Below are 20,100 nucleotides of genomic sequence, written 5' to 3'. Positions count from 1 at the left end.
TTTAAAATTGACAGTTAAATCCAAATACAATCGTCCGCAATGGAGGCAATACCTGGGCAATCGTTCCAGTTCCTAAACCAGATGGACCGCCTTGCACGGTCGTTTCGGTATCCAAGACATATTTGTTCTTGGCCCAAGTAAAGAGATTTTGCCCTTGCATAAATACATTACAATTAGACATTTTTAATCTCGAAGTCCAGCTTTTGGGCAGGTTGTAAGATAAATTGACAGACCTCAATTTAATATAGGAAGCATCCCCATAGACAGCATCAGAGCTGGTATATTGATTATAAGAGTTGCTTAATGCAACTCCATCAGCTGAAGATGCCGGTACTGTCGGGATAATTGCTCCCGGGATATTGGTATTGCTGTTATTTGGTGTCCATCTGTCCAACCAGTAATCATTTTGGTTGAGCATAGCACCAGGTCTCGTATTGAGGATTTTAGTTACTCCAAAGCGGTGGTTAAATTGAAAGAATACCCCCAGCTCGAAGCCTTTGTAAGAAAAAGTATTGTTAAATCCGCCATAGAAAGGTGTGCCTAAGTTAGCAACGTATCGGTCATCGCCCGTTATAGCCCCATCGCCATTGCGGTCTTCGTATAACGCTCTTCCTGTTGTGGGGTCTACACCTTGATAGTGATACAAACGGACCATATTGAGCGGCTCACCAACTAGAAAGCTACTTGAATAAAATGTGTTTTCAATTCCAGGAAATTCGACAAGTTTGTTTTTATAAAACGTGAAATTAGCAGATGTTTTCCATGTAAAATTTTCATTTGTAATATTAGTGGTGTTCAACTCCAATTCCAAGCCTGTATTTTGGATCAATGCCGGTAGGTTTTCTTTGTAACTGTTGTAGCCCGTTTGAGTACTTAAAACTAAATCAGTTATCTGGTCAGAAGAACGATTTCTGAAAAAGTTTCCAGTAAACAAAATTCGATCTTTCAAGAAACCTAGATCTAAAGCAAACTCCAGTTTTTTGGTTGTTTCCCACTTGATATATTCATTTGGAAGTGTTCCAATATTCATGGAAGGATTATTCAGATATGCGGTTGTTGAAGAGTAGAGTGGAAGATAAAGGTAATTTGAAATTTGATCATTACCTGTAGTTCCATAGCTCGCTCTCAATTTACCAAAACTTAAAAACGTCAGATTATCTTGTATAAAATCCTCTTTTCCAAAGACCCATCCTAGCCCTATTGCTCCAAAATTTCCGAATCGGTTTTTAGGTCCAAAACGAGATGAGCCATCTCTTCTAAAAGTTCCATTAAACAAATATTTCTCTTTCCAGTCGTAATTTACTTTTCCGAATAGTGCATTGTATTTGTAATATACGAGGTTATTGCTGGCAGTGAATAATCCTGCGGCACTGAGCGAACCTAAAAGTGCATCGTTTGAATAATTAGAACCATTGGTTGTCTGTGAACGGGATGAATTTTGCTGAAAACTTGTTCCAATTAATGCCGTAAATTTACCTTCGCCGATACTTTTTACATAATCCAATGTCGGTTCAATAATCCAATTTTCGGCCTTTGTATTAGAGAAACTGGAAGATCCAAGCGGGTTGGAGACGGTGTTATTTAAGGAAGTAATTGGGCGTTGATTATTTTGGTTCAACTGTGTGATGGTATAGCCAAAATTTGCTTTTGCAGTCAGTCCAGGTAGAATTTTGTAACTCAGATTGGCATTTGAGATCAGATTATTGGTATTACCAAAGTATTTCCGTTCGAGCAAGGCGATTGGGTTGTCAATAAAAGCTGATGACGGTAACCAATAGTATTTTCCATTGTCACCATAGATTGGATAATTGGGGGGCAAATTGTAGAGAGATGTGACATCAGAGGAAGGCATATCGGAATTGTCGTTGGCATAGCTAACTGATAAAGCGGCATTGAATTTTTTGTCAGAGGAGGTGTGATCCAAGTTTAACCGTGAGGTAAAGCGACTGTTTTTGCTATCTCCATAAAAAACAGTACTCTCGCGTCTATATCCCGAATTAAAGAAAAAACGGGTAGATTCGTTTCCACCAGACATATTCGCTTGAACGTCGGTAATATGTCCTTTGTTTCCAATCAGCATTTTCTGCCAATCTGTCGATTTGTTCTGATCCCATAACATAAGATCTGGAGCGTTATCGGCTGTAGGTGTAACTCCAGCATTAGCAAAAGCCTCTTTTCTTAGCGTGAGATATTGTTCTAGATTCAACATAGGGATAAAGTGGTTGACCTCGGTAAATCCGGTGTTAAAGTTGACACCAATGCGAGTACGACCTGCAGATCCTTTTTTTGTGGTGATCAATACGACACCATTTGCGCCCCGGCTACCATAGATCGCTGTAGCGTCGGCATCTTTCAAGACATCGATACGTTCAATATCCGCTGGATTAATCATGCTGAAGGGACTTAAGCCGCCTGAAGAAGCTGAGATACCAAATGAATTGAGGTTATCCGTTGCAGGTTGTCCGCCGTTAAAATTGGTAAAGGGAACTCCATCAACCACGTATAGCGGTATTGAACCTGAGGTCGTTCCACTTAATGACGCTTGATTCCTAATCTGAATCTGAACAGCACTTCCGGGCACACCATTGTTTTGGGCGATCAATACACCGGACATTCTTCCCGATAGTGCGGCAAGGGGATTACTTACAGGTTGAGAGGTAATGTCCTTCGCTGTGATCGAAGCAACTGATCCCGTATTCAGTCTACGTGTTGTCGTACCGTAGCCAATAACAACCACTTCTTCTAAGCTTCCTTCTTCCGGTTTCAGTTTAATAGGAGTAGAATTGGCAATAAGCTGCTTTGCAGTGATATCAACCTTCTGATAACCAATAAAAGAAAAAGTAATAATGACATCGTCATTTGGAATACGCAGTCCCCATTGTCCATTGACATCCGTTGCGGTACTCGTTTGCATATTGCGGTATTCTGCTTTTTGCCAGTCCTTTATGATAACAGATACTCCTGCCAAAGGCGTTCCATTTTCATTGACTACTTGGCCCGCAATGTGTTGCTGATTCTCTTTTTTTTCTTTTATAGCGATAATGTCATTGTCCAATACTTCCCATGTTAGGTTGCTCCCGGCCAGAGACTGGGAAAGAAGATCTTTTACACTGATTTTCTTTCCAACAATATTGATTGTCGAGTTTGGGAGAGTCGATTTGCTAAAGAACATTTTGTATTTGCTCTTGTCATTGATTGTTTGAAATACATCTTCGAGTTTTCCTCCCTGGACGGAGACATCAATTTTTTCAGTTTGAGAATAGGCGAAGCTCTGTATATGCATGGCGCTAAGACAAATGAGCAGTAAAGCCAATCTCGACTCTTTTCTAAATTTGGGTTTTGTTTTGTTCATGTGAGTTATATAGGCTGATTGTTTTTAGAGTAGTTGTATTTGATTTTTCCCCGTTTTTTTAATTTGAAAGTAATTGACAGTTTGTAATGCTTTTAGGATATTTTCTAGTTGTTCGTTTTCGAATGTTGCTGAATAGCGTTGGTTAGCAACTGCTTTGTTTGTAATTTTAATTTCCACGCCATACATGCGTTCTAGTTTTAAGGCGATATCCAGTAATCTATCATCTTGAATGGTAATCCGATTTAATAACCATTCGGTTTCTAACGCGGATCCGTCTTTTTCAGAGATGGAAAATGGCTGAATAGCTATTGCCATAGGAGCCGATGCGGTTTTAGTAGTTGTAGATGGGAATTCCTTTTCAACTCCATATACCTTTCTGATCACAAACTTTTCTTTGGGCTTTAATATAAATTTCTGATTGTCAGTTCCTTTTTTCCAGATGGATACTTTGCCACGTACCAAAGCTGTTTGGGCATTATTTTCTTCGGCATAATCGCGCACATTGAAAGCGGTTCCCAGTACGCTAATTTCCATTCTTGGTGTATGAATAAGGAAGGGCTTGGATGGATTTTTGGCGACATCGAAAAATGCTTCCCCAATCAAAGTAACTTCACGTGTGCTGGAATCTTTGAATGAGGCGGGATAGATTATTTTGCTCGAAGCATTAAGTGTAACTTTTGTACCATCTTCTAGAACAATTCGCTGCTGTTGTCCGTTTGTTAGCGTAATTTCTCGATTGTTTGGTTGCGCAATTTTGTAAAGATAAAGAGCTGTAAAAGCGATACAGAGGATAGCTGCAGCTGCTGCAATTCTAGGGAAATTGAATGTTTTCTGATTCCTCCGAGTCAGTTTCTTTATAATTCTGCCATGAATGCGTGCTTTGAGTGCTTTCTGTACATGATCGGGTAGTGTTTTGATTAAATTCGGTCGGGATGAAAATGAATCGAAAAAACGTTCCACGACGTCCATTTCTTCCGAATTGGCTTCGCCTTTTAAGTATTTGTCAATTAGCTTTTCGAGCTCTTGGTTAGGATATTGCATATGATTAGTACAATGTTCACTTAAATAGTGCCCCTAAAAGGAAAAAATGTACTAGTCTAAATTGGTGTTTATTTGTAATTTACTTATTTACAGTTGTATAAAATTATGAGTAGCGTCAAAAAATGTTGGATAACAAGTTTTTTTAATTTTTGAATTGATACTCCGAGGTGATTTTGAACTGTATTTTGGGAAGTTTCTGTCAAATCACTAATTTCTTTTGTGGTAAGTCCATCTAAGTATCTCATTTTAAAGATTTCTTTTCTTTTTTGTGGGAGATGGGCTACCCATTGTTCAATTAAAGATTTTAAATCCTTTTCGGCATACTGATCTCCTTCCAGAATTTCATAACTTCGATAAAGGTGATGATTTTCTTCGATAAGGATATTTCTGCGTTTGTTTTTCTTATAGGTTTCAAAGACTTTGTATTTCATGCATGCAATGAGGTAGGATTTCAGGTTGTGAATCTCTCTACTGGGACAGTGTTCCCAAAGTTCAATAAATACATCCTGAACAATCTCTTCACAGGAAGCTAAATCTTCGAGTCTTTTGTAAGATTCATCTAAAAGTAAAGACCAATATTTATCATACAAAATATTGAAAGCCTCTAAATCGCCTTCTCGGAGCCTAGCTAACAAGCTTGCATCATTATGAGCTGGATCTTTATCGTTTTTCATGATATGATAGTGTGAAGTTGAATTCCTTAGATTGGTAGGGTTGAGGAATGTAACTTTTTTTCAATATTACAGATTTTATTAAATAAGGTCAAGATCTATAGGTATTTTTTATTTTTTGTGTTTAATCTTTTGAAATTCATTAAACATTTGACATCATCATTTGGGCTTATATTCATAAGAAATTGGTTTTTGAGCCGTAATTAACTCAAAATTAGGTTGAATAAAATTAAAATAGAATTCACTTTTAATTTTTCGAATAAATAGTCAAAAGTACATTTGTTTTTGGATGAGTACTGAAATTTATCTTGTTTTATGCTTGCAGAGCTATAAAAAATTCGGTTTTTATTGTCAAGGTTTAATAATATTTTAAATTAATAAAAGACCCCTAATGTTCATTAAATTAGAAATGCGTGAACTGATTGAATCTGCAAAAAAAGAAAAAAAAGGATAGTTGTCAGGATAGCAACAGATTTTGCTAAATCGTATCTTCGAAGGAGAGGATAAACCAGCGAAGCCCCGATATGTACTTTCGGGGCTTCGTTGTATCGGGGCTTCGCTGTATAAGTCATCAAAGCAGGCCCCTTAATCCATCGGCTTAATTTGATCAGGATAGGGGATCTGCTGTCCTGTAGCTTTGTAGGTCGGTAACTGAGCCTTCCACGTGCGGAGCATATCCGAAAGTAACTTGCTGAGCTCGCTGGTTTTTCCTTTCATTTTTGGGGCAAGATTGTTGAGCTCACCGATATCTTGCTGGAGGTTATAAAGTTCAAGCTTCCCATTTTTCATATCGTAAAGCAACTTATAATCACCTTGTCTTATTGCCGAGAAAAAGTTGATTCCAGGGCCGTCTGGCACTGTCCACTTGTTGGGAATATTCCATACCAATGGACGGCTGTTCCAATTGTCGGACCTATTGCCTTCCATTAATGGCAAAAGATTTTTTCCATCTGGTTTTTCCTGTACGAGCTGATAGTGATCTATTTTGGCTAAACTGAGAATCGTTGGAAAGAGATCTTCGACCATAACAGGGGTAGCATCTGTGCTTGCAGGGTGCTGTTTGGCCTGTTTGATCAACAGAGGAACCCGGATTCCACCTTCGTAAACCGACCCTTTCCCAGCTTTTAATGGCAGGTTCTGTGTATGGCTTGGTCCGGTGCGCATAGGGCTTAGGCTTAGTCCGCCATTGTCGCTAAGGAAAATAATGACGGTGTTATCGTATAGGTTTTTGTCTTTAAGAAATTGAACGATATCACCCATACTTTTGTCATAACCTTCGACCAGTGACGCATAAGCTGCTTCAGTGGAATCTAAGCCACGGTCGAGGTATTTTTGCACAAAACGTGGATCGGGTTGGATCGGGACATGCACCGCATAGTTTGAAAAATTAAGGAAAAAAGGCTCCTTACGGCGTATAGGCTCCTCCAGTGCCTTCAGCGCCTCCCGGGTTAAGGCTTCCGTTAGAAATGTGGATGTGCCATGATATTCCATAAGGTCGGGAACTGCCTGATAACCTGCTTTACCAGGAAGGTTTCCGTAATTCTGCTCGCCATAGTAGTTTTGTGGATGCCCAGCGGAGTGTCCTGCAATATTGACCATAAAACCCAAATTTAAAGGGCTGGCACCAGGTGTTCCGGCAGATCCCCAATGTGCTTTACCCACATGAATGGTATAGTAACCATTGGCCTTAAGGATGCTTGGAAATGGAGTAGCATATATCGTATGTGGTATTTTGGGTACAGGGCTTAGTCCGTTGATATTCCAATCCGGTGGATTCAACAATTCATCTTTGCTATCGGTCGGGGTGTCAGCTTTAGGATGGGTCCAATTGGTGACACGATGATGAGCAGCATTTAAACCGGTCAGAAAGCTCACCCGGGAAGGTGTGCACACCGGTGTCGCATACGCATTGGTAAATTTAATGGCTTCTTTGGCCAATGTTTCCAGATAGGGGGTATGAAACTTTTCGTTGATCGGTGTTTTGACCTTGTAAAATGGTTCGGACATGTCCTGCCAACCGAGGTCATCCACAAAAAACACGACAATATTGGGGCGTTCTGTTGTGGATACCGATTGGTGCTTCTGCTTAACTTTTGTTCGGTTGACAGTTTGCGCATGGCCTCCTACACACATACCCATGAATAACACCGCAAGGGTGAACGATGAATTGTTTTTGCGAAATAACATAGGGACAGTTTATAGTTTAAATATCGGGACTTGTTATTGATCCAATGTTTCTAAATCACTTTGTTTGCCATTTACCGTATTGTTTGAAATAATGCTATTTGCGACACGTTCAAAAAATAAGGGCTTTTTATTCCAATGAAATGCAGGATATTCCTTATTGGTCTTGATTTGATTGTTGCGAAAGACCAATCCATTGACTGATTTGGCGTAAAGAATAGGCTTATCGAAGGTTTCAAAGCGGTTGTCTTCGATGACGATATGGCTATGGAAGTATTTCTGCTGATTTTTTAAATCCGGAATTTCTGGATAGATCGATATAATCGCATTGGTAAATTGGAACATATTGGTCAAGGCATTGATAAAAGTATTGTTCCGGATTTGAATATCGTGGCAGCTACCCGTTTCGTACCAACCATTGGCATCGCCACACAGGAGAATAGCTGTACCTGAAGTATGATCAAACAGGTTGTTTTCTACCAGGGTCTTTTTTGGCGTACTGAATAAAGCTCCCCGGGCTCTATTGTGACGAATGGTATTGCCGCTAAATAGTACACCTGGAGTCCATGTGAGGTTTTCGATGCCAATATCCATTTTTGTTGGGTCAATAGCTGGATCCAAAGCAGTACTTAAGGTGATTTTGAATTCGCGGATTGGCTCTGAGGCTTTCTCGCGTAAAACGCTAATGGATTGGATCTTATTTTTCTGGTCCCAGAGTTCCATTGTACTGGATCGGATAAATTGGACCGTATCCCCCTGGTAGCCCCAGTCAAATCCGTAGGATTGATCGTGCATATAACGACCGATCAATGTTTTGTCGTCTAGTCGTTTGGTGATCTTCAGGTAGGTGCCATGGATATTGATGGCATCATCCATCATATTTTCATACAGTCCATTCTTCGATACAATAACACCCTTGCAACCCGAAAAATGTGTTGCGTCGGCCTGAGCTGTAAAATAACGCGGATCCTGATCGCTGCGAAGTGCAATTCGGAAACCTTCCAATGTGATGTTGTCCGTTAATTGAGCTAGCAAACCCATGCCTTCGGCGTAATGGACGGCGATATTTTCAAGTCGTATATTTTTTCCTTTATGGACAAATACGCCCGGACTGGGACGAAATCCCGCGCGCATGGCAACGACGGTACCCGGTATAAGCTTGCTATTCTTCCATTGCTGCGCTTGAATAATACCCTGAGAGAGCTCTTTCACTTTGGTTGTGCCCACGCGGATATCGCTTGTATTATAGACTATCCGTTTGGTCTTTTCTTCAAAGGCAATCCCCGATGTCGGTCTCAGTTGCCAGCCTTCACCGGTATTGTAAAATATGCTGTCTTTGATCGTATAGGTTACCCAAGGTGCAGTTTGATAAGTAATTGTACCGTTGATTGTATCGTTTTGTAAAATCTTGACCTGGCAGATCTGAGGGCGCTCAAAATCGATGTGGATATTTTTCAACGTGAGGTTTTTATTCTCGATCAATGCGATAGGTAACATGCGTCCATGATAGATAAAGTCTGATCCTTGTCCATCAATTGTGATGTTGTCGCAATTTTCAAATGCCATACCTACGGTTTTGGGGTTGTCCTGATCGTGATTGGAGATGTAGTATTCGCGGGTTAGCGCCCCTTCTGGATGAAAGTCATAACGTCCCTTTTTGAATTTTAAAATAATAGGTTGTTTCTTGCCAATCTTGCTGAAGATGGATTGAATAGCTTTATTGACCAATGCCGTACTATTTGTGCCCGTGTTGGGAACAACACCATAGGTGGAAAGATCGATACTCTTCGTTGCGGACTGTGCAAGGCTGTCAAAATAAATAAATGGTAGGAGAAGGATAAGTAAATAAGGTTTTAGGATGTTCATGATGTCCTGCTATTGATAAATTGGTTTATATCGCACAAGTTCCCTATGGGATTGGCTTGTCGAATATAGGGATAATCGTTCAACATCCAAATTAAGTCGTAAAGCGTAGCGTTTTTTTTACGCACTACATCAATCAACATTTATCTTGCAGTTCAAAGGTAAATGGTATGCTTTTTACCATCACAGTGAATTGTCACAAAAAAATGGCGAATTCAACGATGGGCTTCATTCCATCTGCGTAGACCGCTTGGAGTACAACAAGGACGGCAGTATCAAGAAGGTAAAGCAGACTGATTTATTGACAGGTCCCAAATAATCGATGGGCGCGAAGACAATATGTTGCCAAAAAAAATTAACTTTAGGGGGCGGAACAACTGTTTCGCCCTTAAACCATCAAATACTTAATTGTTTAAAATGCTAACGAAGAATATCAAACGTAAAACCAATACATTGTTACGCACAATATGTTGTTGTTCTCTTCTTTCGGTCAATATGCTAAAAGGTTTTTCCCAGGCTAAAATGACGAAAGATTATGTTGACTATGTCAATCCTTATATGGGCAACATCAGCCATTTATTGGTGCCAACCTATCCAACAGTCCACTTGCCAAACAGCCTTTTGCGCGTTTATCCTGAGCGTGGAGACTATACGTCAGACCGTCTGTTCGGTCTGCCGCTTATCGTTACCAGCCATCGTGGAAAATCGGCATTCAATCTTAGTCCCATGGTGAAATTGCCAGGCAGTTTGAAACCGGTACAACTGTATAGTTACGATCAGGAGGAAATACATCCGTATGCCTATTCGGTGCTGTTGGATCAGGAGAATATTCAGGTAGACTATGCGCTGTCGCATCAGTCGGGGATGTATACCTTTACGTTTCCAACAACTTCTACAAAATATCTTCAGTTCAACTCGCAGGAAGGAAAACTTCAATGGGACGGACAGGGACTTTCGGGTACACAGGATATTGGTAATGGAACGCATGTGTATATTTATGCTATTCCCGAATCCAAGCCTGTTGCGGTAAAGCGACTGCAAGGCCAACAACTTGAAAATGCAACAGAAGCTGTTGGTAAGAATTCGTGTATGGTATTGGAGTTCAATCAGGCAGGGACTAGCTTGCGCATGAAATATGGTGTTTCATTTATCGATGTCGCACAGGCAAAAGCCAATTTAAAGCGTGAAATCAGCGACTTTGATCAAAAGAAGCTGGCTGAAAAAGGCCGTAAAATATGGAACGACGCTTTAGGTAAAATTGCCGTGGAAGGCGACAATGAGTCCAATAAACATGTGTTTTATACCTCCTTATACCGCACCTACGAAAGGCCAGTCAATATTTCTGAGGATGGCCGTTATTATAGTGCGTTCGACGGTAAGGTCCATCAGGACGAGGGCAAACCTTTTTTTACCGATGACTGGATCTGGGACTCCTACCGGGCACATCATCCATTGCGGGTACTGTTAGAGCCTGGCACAGAATCCTTGATCCTCAATTCTTTTGTCCGGATGTCTGAACAGATGGAGCAGCCTTGGTTACCTACTTTCCCTGAGATTACAGGTGATAGTAGACGGATGAATTCCAATCATGGTGTAGCAACTTTGTTGGATGCTTACCGCAAAGGAGTACGTAATTTTGACATCAAGAAAGCCTATCTGGCAGCAAAAGGTGCGATTACAGAAAAGACGCTAGCTCCTTGGTCGGGAAAAGCCGCGGGGAAATTAGACGAATTTTTTAAGGAGAAAGGCTATATTCCAGCATTATATCCAGGTGAGAAAGAAACGATACCAGAAGTAAACGGTTTTGAACGGAGACAGCCTGTCGCTGTAACCTTGGGTACCTCTTACGACTTATGGTGCTTGGCACAGCTTGCTCAAGAATTGGGTAACCAGGCTGACTATGATCTCTTTATGAAGCAATCTTTCAATTATAGAAATCTTTTCAACGAACAGACCAAATTTTTCCATCCCAAAGATGACAAAGGAAATTTTATCATGCCTTTTGATTATGTGTTTTCTGGCGGACAGGGAGCACGGGAGTATTATGGTGAAAACAATGCGTGGATATATCGTTGGGATGTACAGCACAACATTCCGGATCTGATCAAATTGATGGGGGGAAATGAATTGTTTGTCAAATACCTTGATGAGATGTTTCAGCAACCTTTGGGTCGGTCGAAATTTGATTTTTATGCGCAGCTTCCCGATCATACAGGTAATGTTGGACAATTTTCCATGGCGAACGAGCCGGCTTTGCATATTCCTTATCTCTACAATTACGCCGGACAACCTTGGATGACACAGAAACGGATACATAAACTGATCGGTGAGTGGTTTAGAAACGATCTTATGGGGGTACCGGGCGATGAAGACGGTGGAGGGATGTCAGCTTTTGTGGTCTTTTCCCAAATGGGCTTCTATCCTGTAACACCAGGTCTGACTTCCTACAGCATCGGCTCTCCATTTTTCCAGAAAGTGAGCATGCAGCTTCCTAATGGCAAGTCTTTTGTAATTATCGGCAAGAATGCATCTGCAAAAAACAAATACATTCAATCGGCGAAATTAAATGGGCAGCCGCTGAACGTTCCACAGCTGACCCATGCCGACGTGCTGAAAGGTGGCACATTGGAATTTGTGATGGGGGATAGAGCAAATCGAAATTGGGGAAACTAACATAGCTTGCTTACCAGCATAATCACGCCAGAAAGTAAAAAAGTAAAAAGCGCTGTTGATCATCGATCCACAGCGCTTTTGTTATAGATAGTTGTTTTCCATTAGCTATTTACAATTAACCCAATTAATAGTCCATTAATAAAGTATTAATGGAACATATAAGTATTTGTTTTTAATATAACAACAGCGTTTCAGCTTGGATGCAGCCGGTTGCATTGTTTTTTATACTAAAAAAGTGACAAAGTGAATTTCAATAAATAAAAGACAATCGATTGCGTTATTTGCGCAATCGATTTCGTGACACCATTGTTTTGTTCCCATAAAATATCCCTCTAATTTAACGTACTGAACCAGTCACTCTAATACTAAACTGACAGACTCAATTTTACTAACTATTTAATTATGATTTCAAAATTTACAAGTAACCAAAAGGTAAGCCTGCTTGCTATTGCTCTTCTTGTTGCGTCTTCGCAAAATTTGTGGGCCGAAGAAATGCCGATTGCATTTAAACATACAGCAAAAGAGGCCGCTCAGAACCAAGTTACCGGGAAAGTAACCGCAGAAGATGGTCCTCTTGCGGCTGCGACTGTTTCGGTCAAAGGGACATCGGTATCGACATCGACAGATGCAAAGGGAACATTTGCAATTCGAGCTAAAGCGGGAGATATTTTGCTTGTTAGCAGCGTTGGCTACAAAACCAAAGAAGTGACAGTTACAGGAACGACCCTATCAATTCAGCTGGAAAGTAATAATGAGGCTTTGGAGGAAGTGGTCGTTGTGGGATTCGCTAAACAAAAGAAAGTAAATCTAACTGGTGCTGTACAGGCGATCACGTCAAAGGATCTACAGGACCGTCCCGTTACAAATGTATCCTCAGCGATCCAGGGTAAATTTTCGGGTGTAACAATTACTCAAAATTCAGGACAGCCCGGTAAAGACAACGGTACGATCCGAATCCGTGGCCTAGGTACTATCAATAATGCAAATCCGCTTGTTATTGTCGATGGAATAGAAAGCTCGATGAATAACATCAACCCCAACGATATTGAAAGTGTTTCGGTACTGAAGGATGGACCTAGTGCAGCAATTTATGGATCTAAGGCTGCAAACGGCGTTATCTTGATTACGACGAAAAAGGGCGGTAGTGGCAAGCCGCAATTGAATTATACAGGCTATGCCGGTATTCAGGATCCAACACGTCTACCGGAATATATGAACTCTTATGACCATGCTGTCATCTTAAACGAGGCTCTTAAAAATGAAGGGAAGACGCAGCGTTTCTCCCAGCAGGATCTAGAACTTTTCAAAAATGGATCTGATCCGGACGGTCATCCCAATACAGATTGGTTAGGGTTGTTGTATAAAGGGTCAGGTTTCCAGCAATCGCATAATTTGCAGGTTACAGGAGGAACAGAAGATGTGCAGTATATGGCTTCCGGAGGCTATCTAGGGCAGAAAGGTGTTATTAAAGTAGCGAGTTCGGACCGGTATAATTTACGCACAAATGTGGGGGCAAAAGTGTCTTCCAGGCTTCGATTTGATTTAGGGCTGGCGTATAACTATCAACGTATTACCGAACCCGTAAACCCTTATACAGGTGACATGGCACAGATCTTTAGACAGGTAAATCGTATTCCTAGTTTTATTCCATACAAATATAGCAATGGTGTGTATGGTCGTGGTAGCGACGGTAACCCAATCGCTTGGATGGATCTGGAGGCAAAGGACAATATGATCAATAAACATACGCAGGTCAATTTCTCCGGTGAATTTAAGATTATGGATGGATTGAAGATCAAACAAGTTGTTGGCTTTCAACCGATCGACAATATGTCTTCCAAATTCGTCAAAGACATCCAATACTATGCACCGAACGGTGATTTGGGACCTAAGCAAGGGGTGAATAATCTGACTGTTTACAACTTTCAATCTGAACGATTGACTTTTCAAACCTTGTTGACCTATGACAAAAAGATTGGTGACCATCAGATCAATGTTTTAGGTGGTTTTATGGATGAAACATTCCGTGCGGATTACTCCAGTGCTTATGCACAAGGTTTCTTAAATAATGATTTTTCAGAACTGAATTTGGGCAGCAAAGACGGAATGAAAGTCGATGGGGGAGCCAAAAAGCTAATATTACGCTCTTTCTTCGGTCGTATCAATTATGCATTTGCGGATAAGTACCTATTGGAAGCCAATGTGAGACGTGATGGAACATCGCGATTCTTGGGAAGCAATCGTTGGAGTACATTCCCGTCTTTCTCAGCAGGATGGCGTATTTCTCAGGAAGATTTCTTTAAAGAATCCTCGTTGTCTGATGTAATCTCAGAATTGAAATTAAGGGGCGGTTGGGGTAAACTAGGAAACCAACAATTAGCGGCAACATCAGACAATTCATATCCTTCTTCAGACGCTTATTATCCAGGCTTATTTACCATTTCTCCTGGTTATAACTATTCTTTTGGTGGTGAGATCAGTTCCGGTGGAGCCATCGTAGAATCGGCAAACCCAATATTAAAATGGGAGTCAACGACAAGCACCAACATTGGTTTGGACCTGAACTTCAAAAATAATCTAGGCTTTGTATTTGAATACTTTGACCGTAAAACTGATGGGGTATTGTTAAAACTGCCTGTATCGAACTTATATGGTCTTCCAGCACCTTACCAAAATGCAGGGAAAGTACAAAATAATGGGGTAGAGCTACAAGTAAATTATCAAAATAGTATCGGAGATTTCAAATATAGCATTGCCGCAAACGGTTCTTATATCAACAACCAGATTAAAAAATGGGCGAGCGACGAACCACAGGTCAATGGAACTTTCTATATCTATGAGCAGGGCCGACCAATCCGTTCGTTTTATGGCTACGAAACAGCAGGAATCTATCGTTCGGATGAAGAATATAAAAACAGTGGCATTCAAGGCGTAAATGGAACTGTAGGTGCTGGTGATATTATCTATAAAGATCAGAATGGCGATAAAAAAATCGATGGAAATGACCGTGTATATCTAGGTTCGCCTGATCCGAAATTCATCTTTGGTCTGACGTCCAATATGAGTTATAAAAACTTTGATCTGAGCCTATTCTTCCAAGGGGCCGCTAAAGTACAGGGCTATCTTTGGGGTGAAGCCATTGGCGGGATCTCGGGATCTGATAAACCGACAACCATTTTTGCAGATCGTTTCAATGCAGAGACCAATCCAAATGGATCGATGCCGAGGGCATTGACCAGTTGGTCACAAAATAGTCCTTCAGGCACTCCTTCCGATTTTTGGATACAGAATGCAAGTTATGTCCGCTTGAAGAACATTACCTTCGGTTATACCTTACCAAAAACGTTTACGGATAGAATCGGTATTAAAGGGGCCAAGGTATACTATAGTGGGCAAAACCTCTTGACTTTTACTGGTTTTGCTAAAGGATTTGATCCGGAGGCTCCAGCGGATTCAAGAGGTAATTACTACCCACAAGTGAAAACAAATGTGTTTGGTCTTAACGTAAACTTTTAATTGAAAATCATGAAACTTAGAAATATAACGATTGCATTGAGCGTAGCCACCTTATTGTTCTCTTGTCAAAAACTCGATCAGGAACCGTTGGATGCATATAATGCCGATAATTTTTGGAAAACGGAAGCAGAAACCGATTTTGCTGTAACAGGTTTGTACAGCGGTACAAGGGGAAGCGACGGTAAGCTGGCCGAAGGATCTGCTTGGGAAGACGGTACACAGATCTTTTACATGGACTGTACTTCGGATAACTCCAATAGTGATTTCCCTTGGGAAGGATTCCAAGCTTTGGGAAATGGGACGGCAACACCGACAAACTCTGGAAACGCAGAGGCACGCTATACGTACGAGCATATCCGTCGTGCTAATTATATCCTTGAAAATATTGAAAAATCGCCGGTTAATGCTGAAAAAAAGAAACGGCTGACCGCTGAGGTACGCGTCATACGCGCATATAAGTATTTTGATATGGCGACCTTATTTGGGGGAGTACCTATCATTACGAAAACTTTGACCACAGAAAATTCGTTCGTGCCTGCAAATACGCAAAAAGAAGTATTGGAATTTGTGGAAAAAGAATTGAAAGAAGCTGCAGCAGATTTGTCGTTTGCTAAGGGAGGCGGGCGGATGTCAAAAGGTGCCGCCCTTGGTTTGTTGGCTCGCTGTTATGCTTTTGAAAAGAAATATCAGGATGTCATCAATACAACACAGGAGATCATCTCTTCGGCTAATTATAAATTATTCGATGATTATGCAACCCTATTTGAAGAGGCAAATGAAAACAACAGTGAGGTTATGATGAATATCGAATATTTGGTAAATGTTCAAGGATACACTTCACTCGGTATTATGCTGCCTAATTCGATGGGAGGATGGGGGTCTATTGTACCAACACAGAGCTTGGTAGATGCTTACGAAACTGCCGATGGACAGACTATTGATGAGTCGAAATCTTATGACCCTGCCAATCCCTATGAAAAAAGAGATCCACGCCTGAGTGCAACAATTGTTTATCCAGGAGCACTGTACAATGGTAAATATTTCGATCCATTAAATCCGAAATCGGAAGATTATCCATCTGGTCCAGATAATGCATCTAGCACAGCTTACAACTATAAGAAATATATCCAAAATCCGAGCAGTTATGCGAACATTTGGAACGTGGGTACCAACATTATTGTGATGCGTTATGCCGAAATGCTTTTGTTAAATGCGGAAGCAAAGATTGAATTGGGGATCATTGATAATAGCGTATATGACAATATCGATCTGGTTCGTCTACGCGCAAAGATGCCAAAAGTAGATAAAGCAGTTTACAGTGGTCAGAGCAAACTGCGTGAGTTGGTACGTCGCGAGCTGCGTGTAGAATTCGCAGGAGAAGGACGCCGTCGCTTTGATATTATTCGTTGGGGAATAGCCAAAGACGTAATGAATGGTCCTGTAAATGGTGCGCTGTCCAAAGGTACGGTCGATCCTAAAACAGGCAAAGTTACGTATACTTCGTTAACTGATCGTTTTTTCTCTGAAAATAGATCGTTCAAAGCTGGAAAAAATGAATTGTGGCCAATTCCGCAAGCTGTAATCGATAACAGTAAAGGAACGTTGAAACAAAATGTAGGGTATTAATTTTCTGCCGCTATATTTTTTACGAAGCAAGCAAGCAAGCAAGCAAGGCGGTTAAGTGATATACTCACTTAACCGCCTTTTTATTGTCATGTTATATTTCTAATTTTTTTGTGTAATTTTTTGTGGAAAAAGAAAAAATGATCATCTTATATTAAGTATGTCCTACTTTAGCGCGATACGCAGTAGACAGATCAATTATGAATTATATAAACTGAGATAGATGAAAAGTGTTTTATGCGCACTTGCGGTAACGATTATCCTAATCTTATCGTTTAATAAACTTGTTTATGATGATATGCCCGTAGCCAACACTACGATAATATTGACCGAAGTAAATCGTCATAAACAAGACGTCAGAAGTATCGCAATGACCGATAGTAATTTTTCGGATTTAAGGTTTTTTGATGCTATGCTAAAAAACAATAGAATCTTGATGTTGGGCGAAATGATGCACAATGACGGTGAAACTTTTAAAGCAAAAGCCAGGATTATCCGTTATCTCCACGAACACCTGGATTATGATGTTGTTTTATATGAGGCAGGGCAGTATGATATGTGGATGATGAATGCACAGATGGACACCCTAGTGGATAAGTCGCAGGAAAAAACGATCGGCAGCACTGGGCTATTTGACTTCTGGTGGAAAAATCAGGAAAATCAGCCCCTCTTAACATATTATAAAAAAACAAAATCAACGGAGCGTCCAATAATCCTCGGCGGATTTGATATCCAATTTTCAGGCAGGGGCTTATCAAATATACGCGTAAAATTATTGGAAGATTTCCTGCTTAAAAATAGCATAGATTCGACCAAATATCCTTTATTGAAAAAAAATAGCAACAGGCTGGAGTATCTAACTTATGAACCTTTTGCCAGTAAACGGCTCAATGCGAACGAAAAAAAACAGTTTCTGGCAGAACTGGATGAGTTGAACCGTAGGATCCGCAGCGGCGTAAAAGACTCAGAACATTTGATCTATAGTCGGTATCTGTCTGATATGAAAAACAACTTTGACAAATCTTGGCGCTTTATAACTGGGTCGATGCAGAGCATGCATTTTAGAGATTCACTGATGGCGGAAAATCTAACCTATCAGATCGATTCGCTTTACGCCGGCAAAAAGATTATCGTCTGGTGTGCCAATATCCATAGCTTTTCTGCTCCATACAATAAAGATTATCGGCCGATTGGGACTTATATAAAGCGTAAATATGGCGCTCAAGCATATAGCCTGGACTTTACTTCCTATGGACGATACGATAAAACTGGCCGTGTTGTCGATAGAGTGGGTAAGTTGGCGGTGGAAAATGTATTTCATGCCACTAAATTGCCTTATTTCTTTTTAGATCTTCGGGAGTTGTCCAACAATAGTATTTTAAAACAGAATTTTAGTTCAGTCATCAATCAAGGGATTGATGAAGATAGAAGGTGGCACGACTTTATCGACGGCATTTTCTATATCGATATCAATAAAGATCCAATTTACCGGTAACACCAATGGAAAGTATCCTCACAAAACAACTTAGCTTTAAAATAGGCGCGAAAACAATCCTGGATAACATCAGTCTGCAGGTACCAGAAAAGGGTATTTATGGCTATCTCGGGCGAAATGGAGCCGGAAAATCGACAACAATCAAGCTACTTTTAGGTCTTTTGGAGGACCGGACAGATGCGATTTTTATTCAGGGAAATAGTCTTAGGACAAATCGAACACGTATCTATACGAATGTTGGAAACCTGATCGAATCGCCTTGTTATTATACTAAGTTAACCGTTTTTGAAAATTTAAAGTATTTGGATATCATTCATAAAAAAGGGAATAAACGCATTGATGAAGTGTTGGAAATGGTTGATCTTCATCGGGAGAAAAAGAAAAAAACGAATGCTTTGTCTATGGGTATGAAACAGCGGTTAGGGATTGCAATGGCGATATTTCATGATCCCCAATTACTCATTCTGGATGAACCATTAAATGGTCTCGACCCACAGGGTATTGTGGAAATGCGCAACTTGTTTTGTCACCTCAATGAACAGGGTAAGACGATCTTTCTTTCAAGCCATATTTTGAGTGAGCTTGAAAAAATAGCAACACACATTGGTATCATAGAAGGTGGGAAAATGATTTTCCAAGGAACTAAGCATGAGCTGCTGGGACAGGTTGACCGAGAAGTGTTCTTACGGACATCCAATCCTGCTGCAACAGTTTCTATTTTGCAAAATGCAGGTTTTTCTACCGTTAAGATCGATGGTCAAAATGTTGTCGTCAGTATAGGGGATGATCAACAATTTGATTTTGTGATCAAATCATTGGTTGAACAGCAGATTGCTATTTATGGGCTGGAATCCCGTGGTGCTGACCTTGAACAAATTTTTATAAACCTAATCGCTCGTGCAAATGGCTAATACATTTTATACTGCTTTTTTGTCTGAAAAGTACAAACTTCTTCGTAACAGGGAAATTTTTGGGGTCTTGATCGCACCTATGCTGCTCATTTTTGCGATTAGCGCTTATATTATCTATGATATTGTCGATTCGGGTGGTGCCAGCGCCATTCCCAATCCCTGGAAAGTCTTATTGGGTCGATATGTATTTCAATTTTTTTATTTACTCTACCCCATTCTTGTCGCTTTGTTTGTATATGCTTGCTGTGATGTGGAGTATAAGAATAACAATTATAAAATACTCTTTACTGTGCCCATCAGTAAATCGAATATTTTCTTTTCCAAAGCGACCTTTATTCTACTAACATTACTTTTTTCAATTCTTTTTGCTTACGCTGCATTTCTGATCAGTGGTTATCTGCTCAGCCTGCTTTACCCCGTACTGGGGTTTCAGAATTATGATTTTAGGGTCGTAATCTTTTATACGTTTTTGAAACTTTTTATTACTCTCTCGGCTATCGCTATGATTCAGCTTGCACTGAGCCTATTGTTCAGAAGTTTTATCTACCCAATTGGAGTAGGCATGTTTATGTTGGTCTTTTCCGTGCTTGTCGCACAGAAGAGTTTTTCAGATTTTATCCCTTATACAGGTGCCTATAATGCGGTAATGAATATCTTATCCGAGAATGATTCCTTTGCACGACTAGACTATAGCAACATGGTGATGGTTATTGTATTTCTATTGATCAGCTTTTATCTATTTAAACGAAAGGGGCAGTTTTAACGTTTCGT

General features: G+C 40.4%; 12 protein-coding genes. 7 read left to right on the top strand and 5 right to left on the bottom strand.

Annotated features, from left to right (window positions below):
- Position 1: 1 nt before the first annotated feature.
- From B3297_RS02945 to B3297_RS02925, 5 genes are all read right to left on the bottom strand, one after another.
- Positions 2 to 3,352 (bottom strand): SusC/RagA family TonB-linked outer membrane protein, encoded by a 3,351-nt coding sequence (locus B3297_RS02945; protein ID WP_083663527.1) that lies wholly within the window; start codon positions 3,350 to 3,352, stop codon positions 2 to 4.
- 24 nt (positions 3,353 to 3,376) lie between these two features.
- A complete protein-coding gene (locus B3297_RS02940) occupies positions 3,377 to 4,393 on the bottom strand; it encodes a FecR family protein (protein ID WP_075991592.1) in 1,017 nt (338 codons plus the stop codon).
- Positions 4,394 to 4,476: 83 nt separating this feature from the next.
- Positions 4,477 to 5,067 carry an RNA polymerase sigma factor gene (locus tag B3297_RS02935; RefSeq protein ID WP_075991593.1) on the bottom strand — a complete coding sequence of 197 codons (591 nt, stop codon included), beginning with the start codon at positions 5,065 to 5,067 and terminating at the stop codon, positions 4,477 to 4,479.
- A 582-nt stretch (positions 5,068 to 5,649) separates the two neighbouring features.
- Entirely contained in the window at positions 5,650 to 7,251 is a 1,602-nt protein-coding gene (locus B3297_RS02930; RefSeq protein ID WP_236560140.1) for a sulfatase, read from the bottom strand.
- Positions 7,252 to 7,284: 33 nt separating this feature from the next.
- Positions 7,285 to 9,114, bottom strand: a complete 1,830-nt coding sequence (locus B3297_RS02925; RefSeq protein WP_286778392.1) for a right-handed parallel beta-helix repeat-containing protein — start codon at positions 9,112 to 9,114, stop codon at positions 7,285 to 7,287.
- 145 nt (positions 9,115 to 9,259) lie between these two features.
- Between B3297_RS02925 and B3297_RS02920 the strand changes: the two genes are divergently transcribed.
- The 7 genes from B3297_RS02920 to B3297_RS02890 all read left to right on the top strand — a co-directional run bounded on the left by B3297_RS02920 (position 9,260) and on the right by B3297_RS02890 (position 20,092).
- Positions 9,260 to 9,430 carry a hypothetical protein gene (locus B3297_RS02920; RefSeq protein WP_158638917.1) on the top strand — a complete coding sequence of 57 codons (171 nt, stop codon included), beginning with the start codon at positions 9,260 to 9,262 and terminating at the stop codon, positions 9,428 to 9,430.
- Positions 9,431 to 9,528: 98 nt separating this feature from the next.
- Positions 9,529 to 11,784: a GH92 family glycosyl hydrolase gene (locus tag B3297_RS02915; protein WP_083296013.1), complete on the top strand. Its 2,256-nt coding sequence runs from the start codon at positions 9,529 to 9,531 to the stop codon at positions 11,782 to 11,784.
- 402 nt (positions 11,785 to 12,186) lie between these two features.
- Complete coding sequence (locus B3297_RS02910; RefSeq protein ID WP_201639549.1) at positions 12,187 to 15,300, top strand: SusC/RagA family TonB-linked outer membrane protein; 3,114 nt, start codon at positions 12,187 to 12,189, stop codon at positions 15,298 to 15,300.
- Between the two features lie 9 nt (positions 15,301 to 15,309).
- A complete protein-coding gene (locus tag B3297_RS02905) occupies positions 15,310 to 16,926 on the top strand; it encodes a RagB/SusD family nutrient uptake outer membrane protein (RefSeq protein WP_286776988.1) in 1,617 nt (538 codons plus the stop codon).
- Positions 16,927 to 17,146: 220 nt separating this feature from the next.
- Complete coding sequence (locus tag B3297_RS02900) at positions 17,147 to 18,418, top strand: erythromycin esterase family protein (RefSeq protein WP_286778391.1); 1,272 nt, start codon at positions 17,147 to 17,149, stop codon at positions 18,416 to 18,418.
- Between the two features lie 5 nt (positions 18,419 to 18,423).
- A complete protein-coding gene (locus B3297_RS02895) occupies positions 18,424 to 19,329 on the top strand; it encodes an ABC transporter ATP-binding protein (protein ID WP_070567420.1) in 906 nt (301 codons plus the stop codon).
- Entirely contained in the window at positions 19,322 to 20,092 is a 771-nt protein-coding gene (locus tag B3297_RS02890; RefSeq protein ID WP_070567418.1) for an ABC transporter permease, read from the top strand. The genes B3297_RS02895 and B3297_RS02890 overlap by 8 nt, the downstream gene beginning before the upstream one ends.
- Positions 20,093 to 20,100: the final 8 nt, after the last annotated feature.

The organism is Sphingobacterium sp. UBA3519 (assembly GCF_002377215.1).
In the GTDB taxonomy this organism is placed as follows: domain Bacteria; phylum Bacteroidota; class Bacteroidia; order Sphingobacteriales; family Sphingobacteriaceae; genus Sphingobacterium; species Sphingobacterium multivorum.
This window is presented reverse-complemented; position numbering and strand designations above follow the sequence as displayed.

Coding starts and splice junctions, on each gene's coding strand:
- B3297_RS02940 (WP_075991592.1), bottom strand. CDS start 4,393: ATGCAATATCCTAACCAAGAGCTCGAAAAGCTAATTGACAAATACTTA.
- B3297_RS02895 (WP_070567420.1), top strand. CDS start 18,424: ATGGAAAGTATCCTCACAAAACAACTTAGCTTTAAAATAGGCGCGAAA.
- B3297_RS02890 (WP_070567418.1), top strand. CDS start 19,322: ATGGCTAATACATTTTATACTGCTTTTTTGTCTGAAAAGTACAAACTT.
- B3297_RS02910 (WP_201639549.1), top strand. CDS start 12,187: ATGATTTCAAAATTTACAAGTAACCAAAAGGTAAGCCTGCTTGCTATT.
- B3297_RS02900 (WP_286778391.1), top strand. CDS start 17,147: ATGAAAAGTGTTTTATGCGCACTTGCGGTAACGATTATCCTAATCTTA.
- B3297_RS02925 (WP_286778392.1), bottom strand. CDS start 9,114: ATGAACATCCTAAAACCTTATTTACTTATCCTTCTCCTACCATTTATT.
- B3297_RS02935 (WP_075991593.1), bottom strand. CDS start 5,067: ATGAAAAACGATAAAGATCCAGCTCATAATGATGCAAGCTTGTTAGCT.
- B3297_RS02905 (WP_286776988.1), top strand. CDS start 15,310: ATGAAACTTAGAAATATAACGATTGCATTGAGCGTAGCCACCTTATTG.
- B3297_RS02915 (WP_083296013.1), top strand. CDS start 9,529: ATGCTAACGAAGAATATCAAACGTAAAACCAATACATTGTTACGCACA.
- B3297_RS02930 (WP_236560140.1), bottom strand. CDS start 7,251: ATGTTATTTCGCAAAAACAATTCATCGTTCACCCTTGCGGTGTTATTC.
- B3297_RS02945 (WP_083663527.1), bottom strand. CDS start 3,352: ATGAACAAAACAAAACCCAAATTTAGAAAAGAGTCGAGATTGGCTTTA.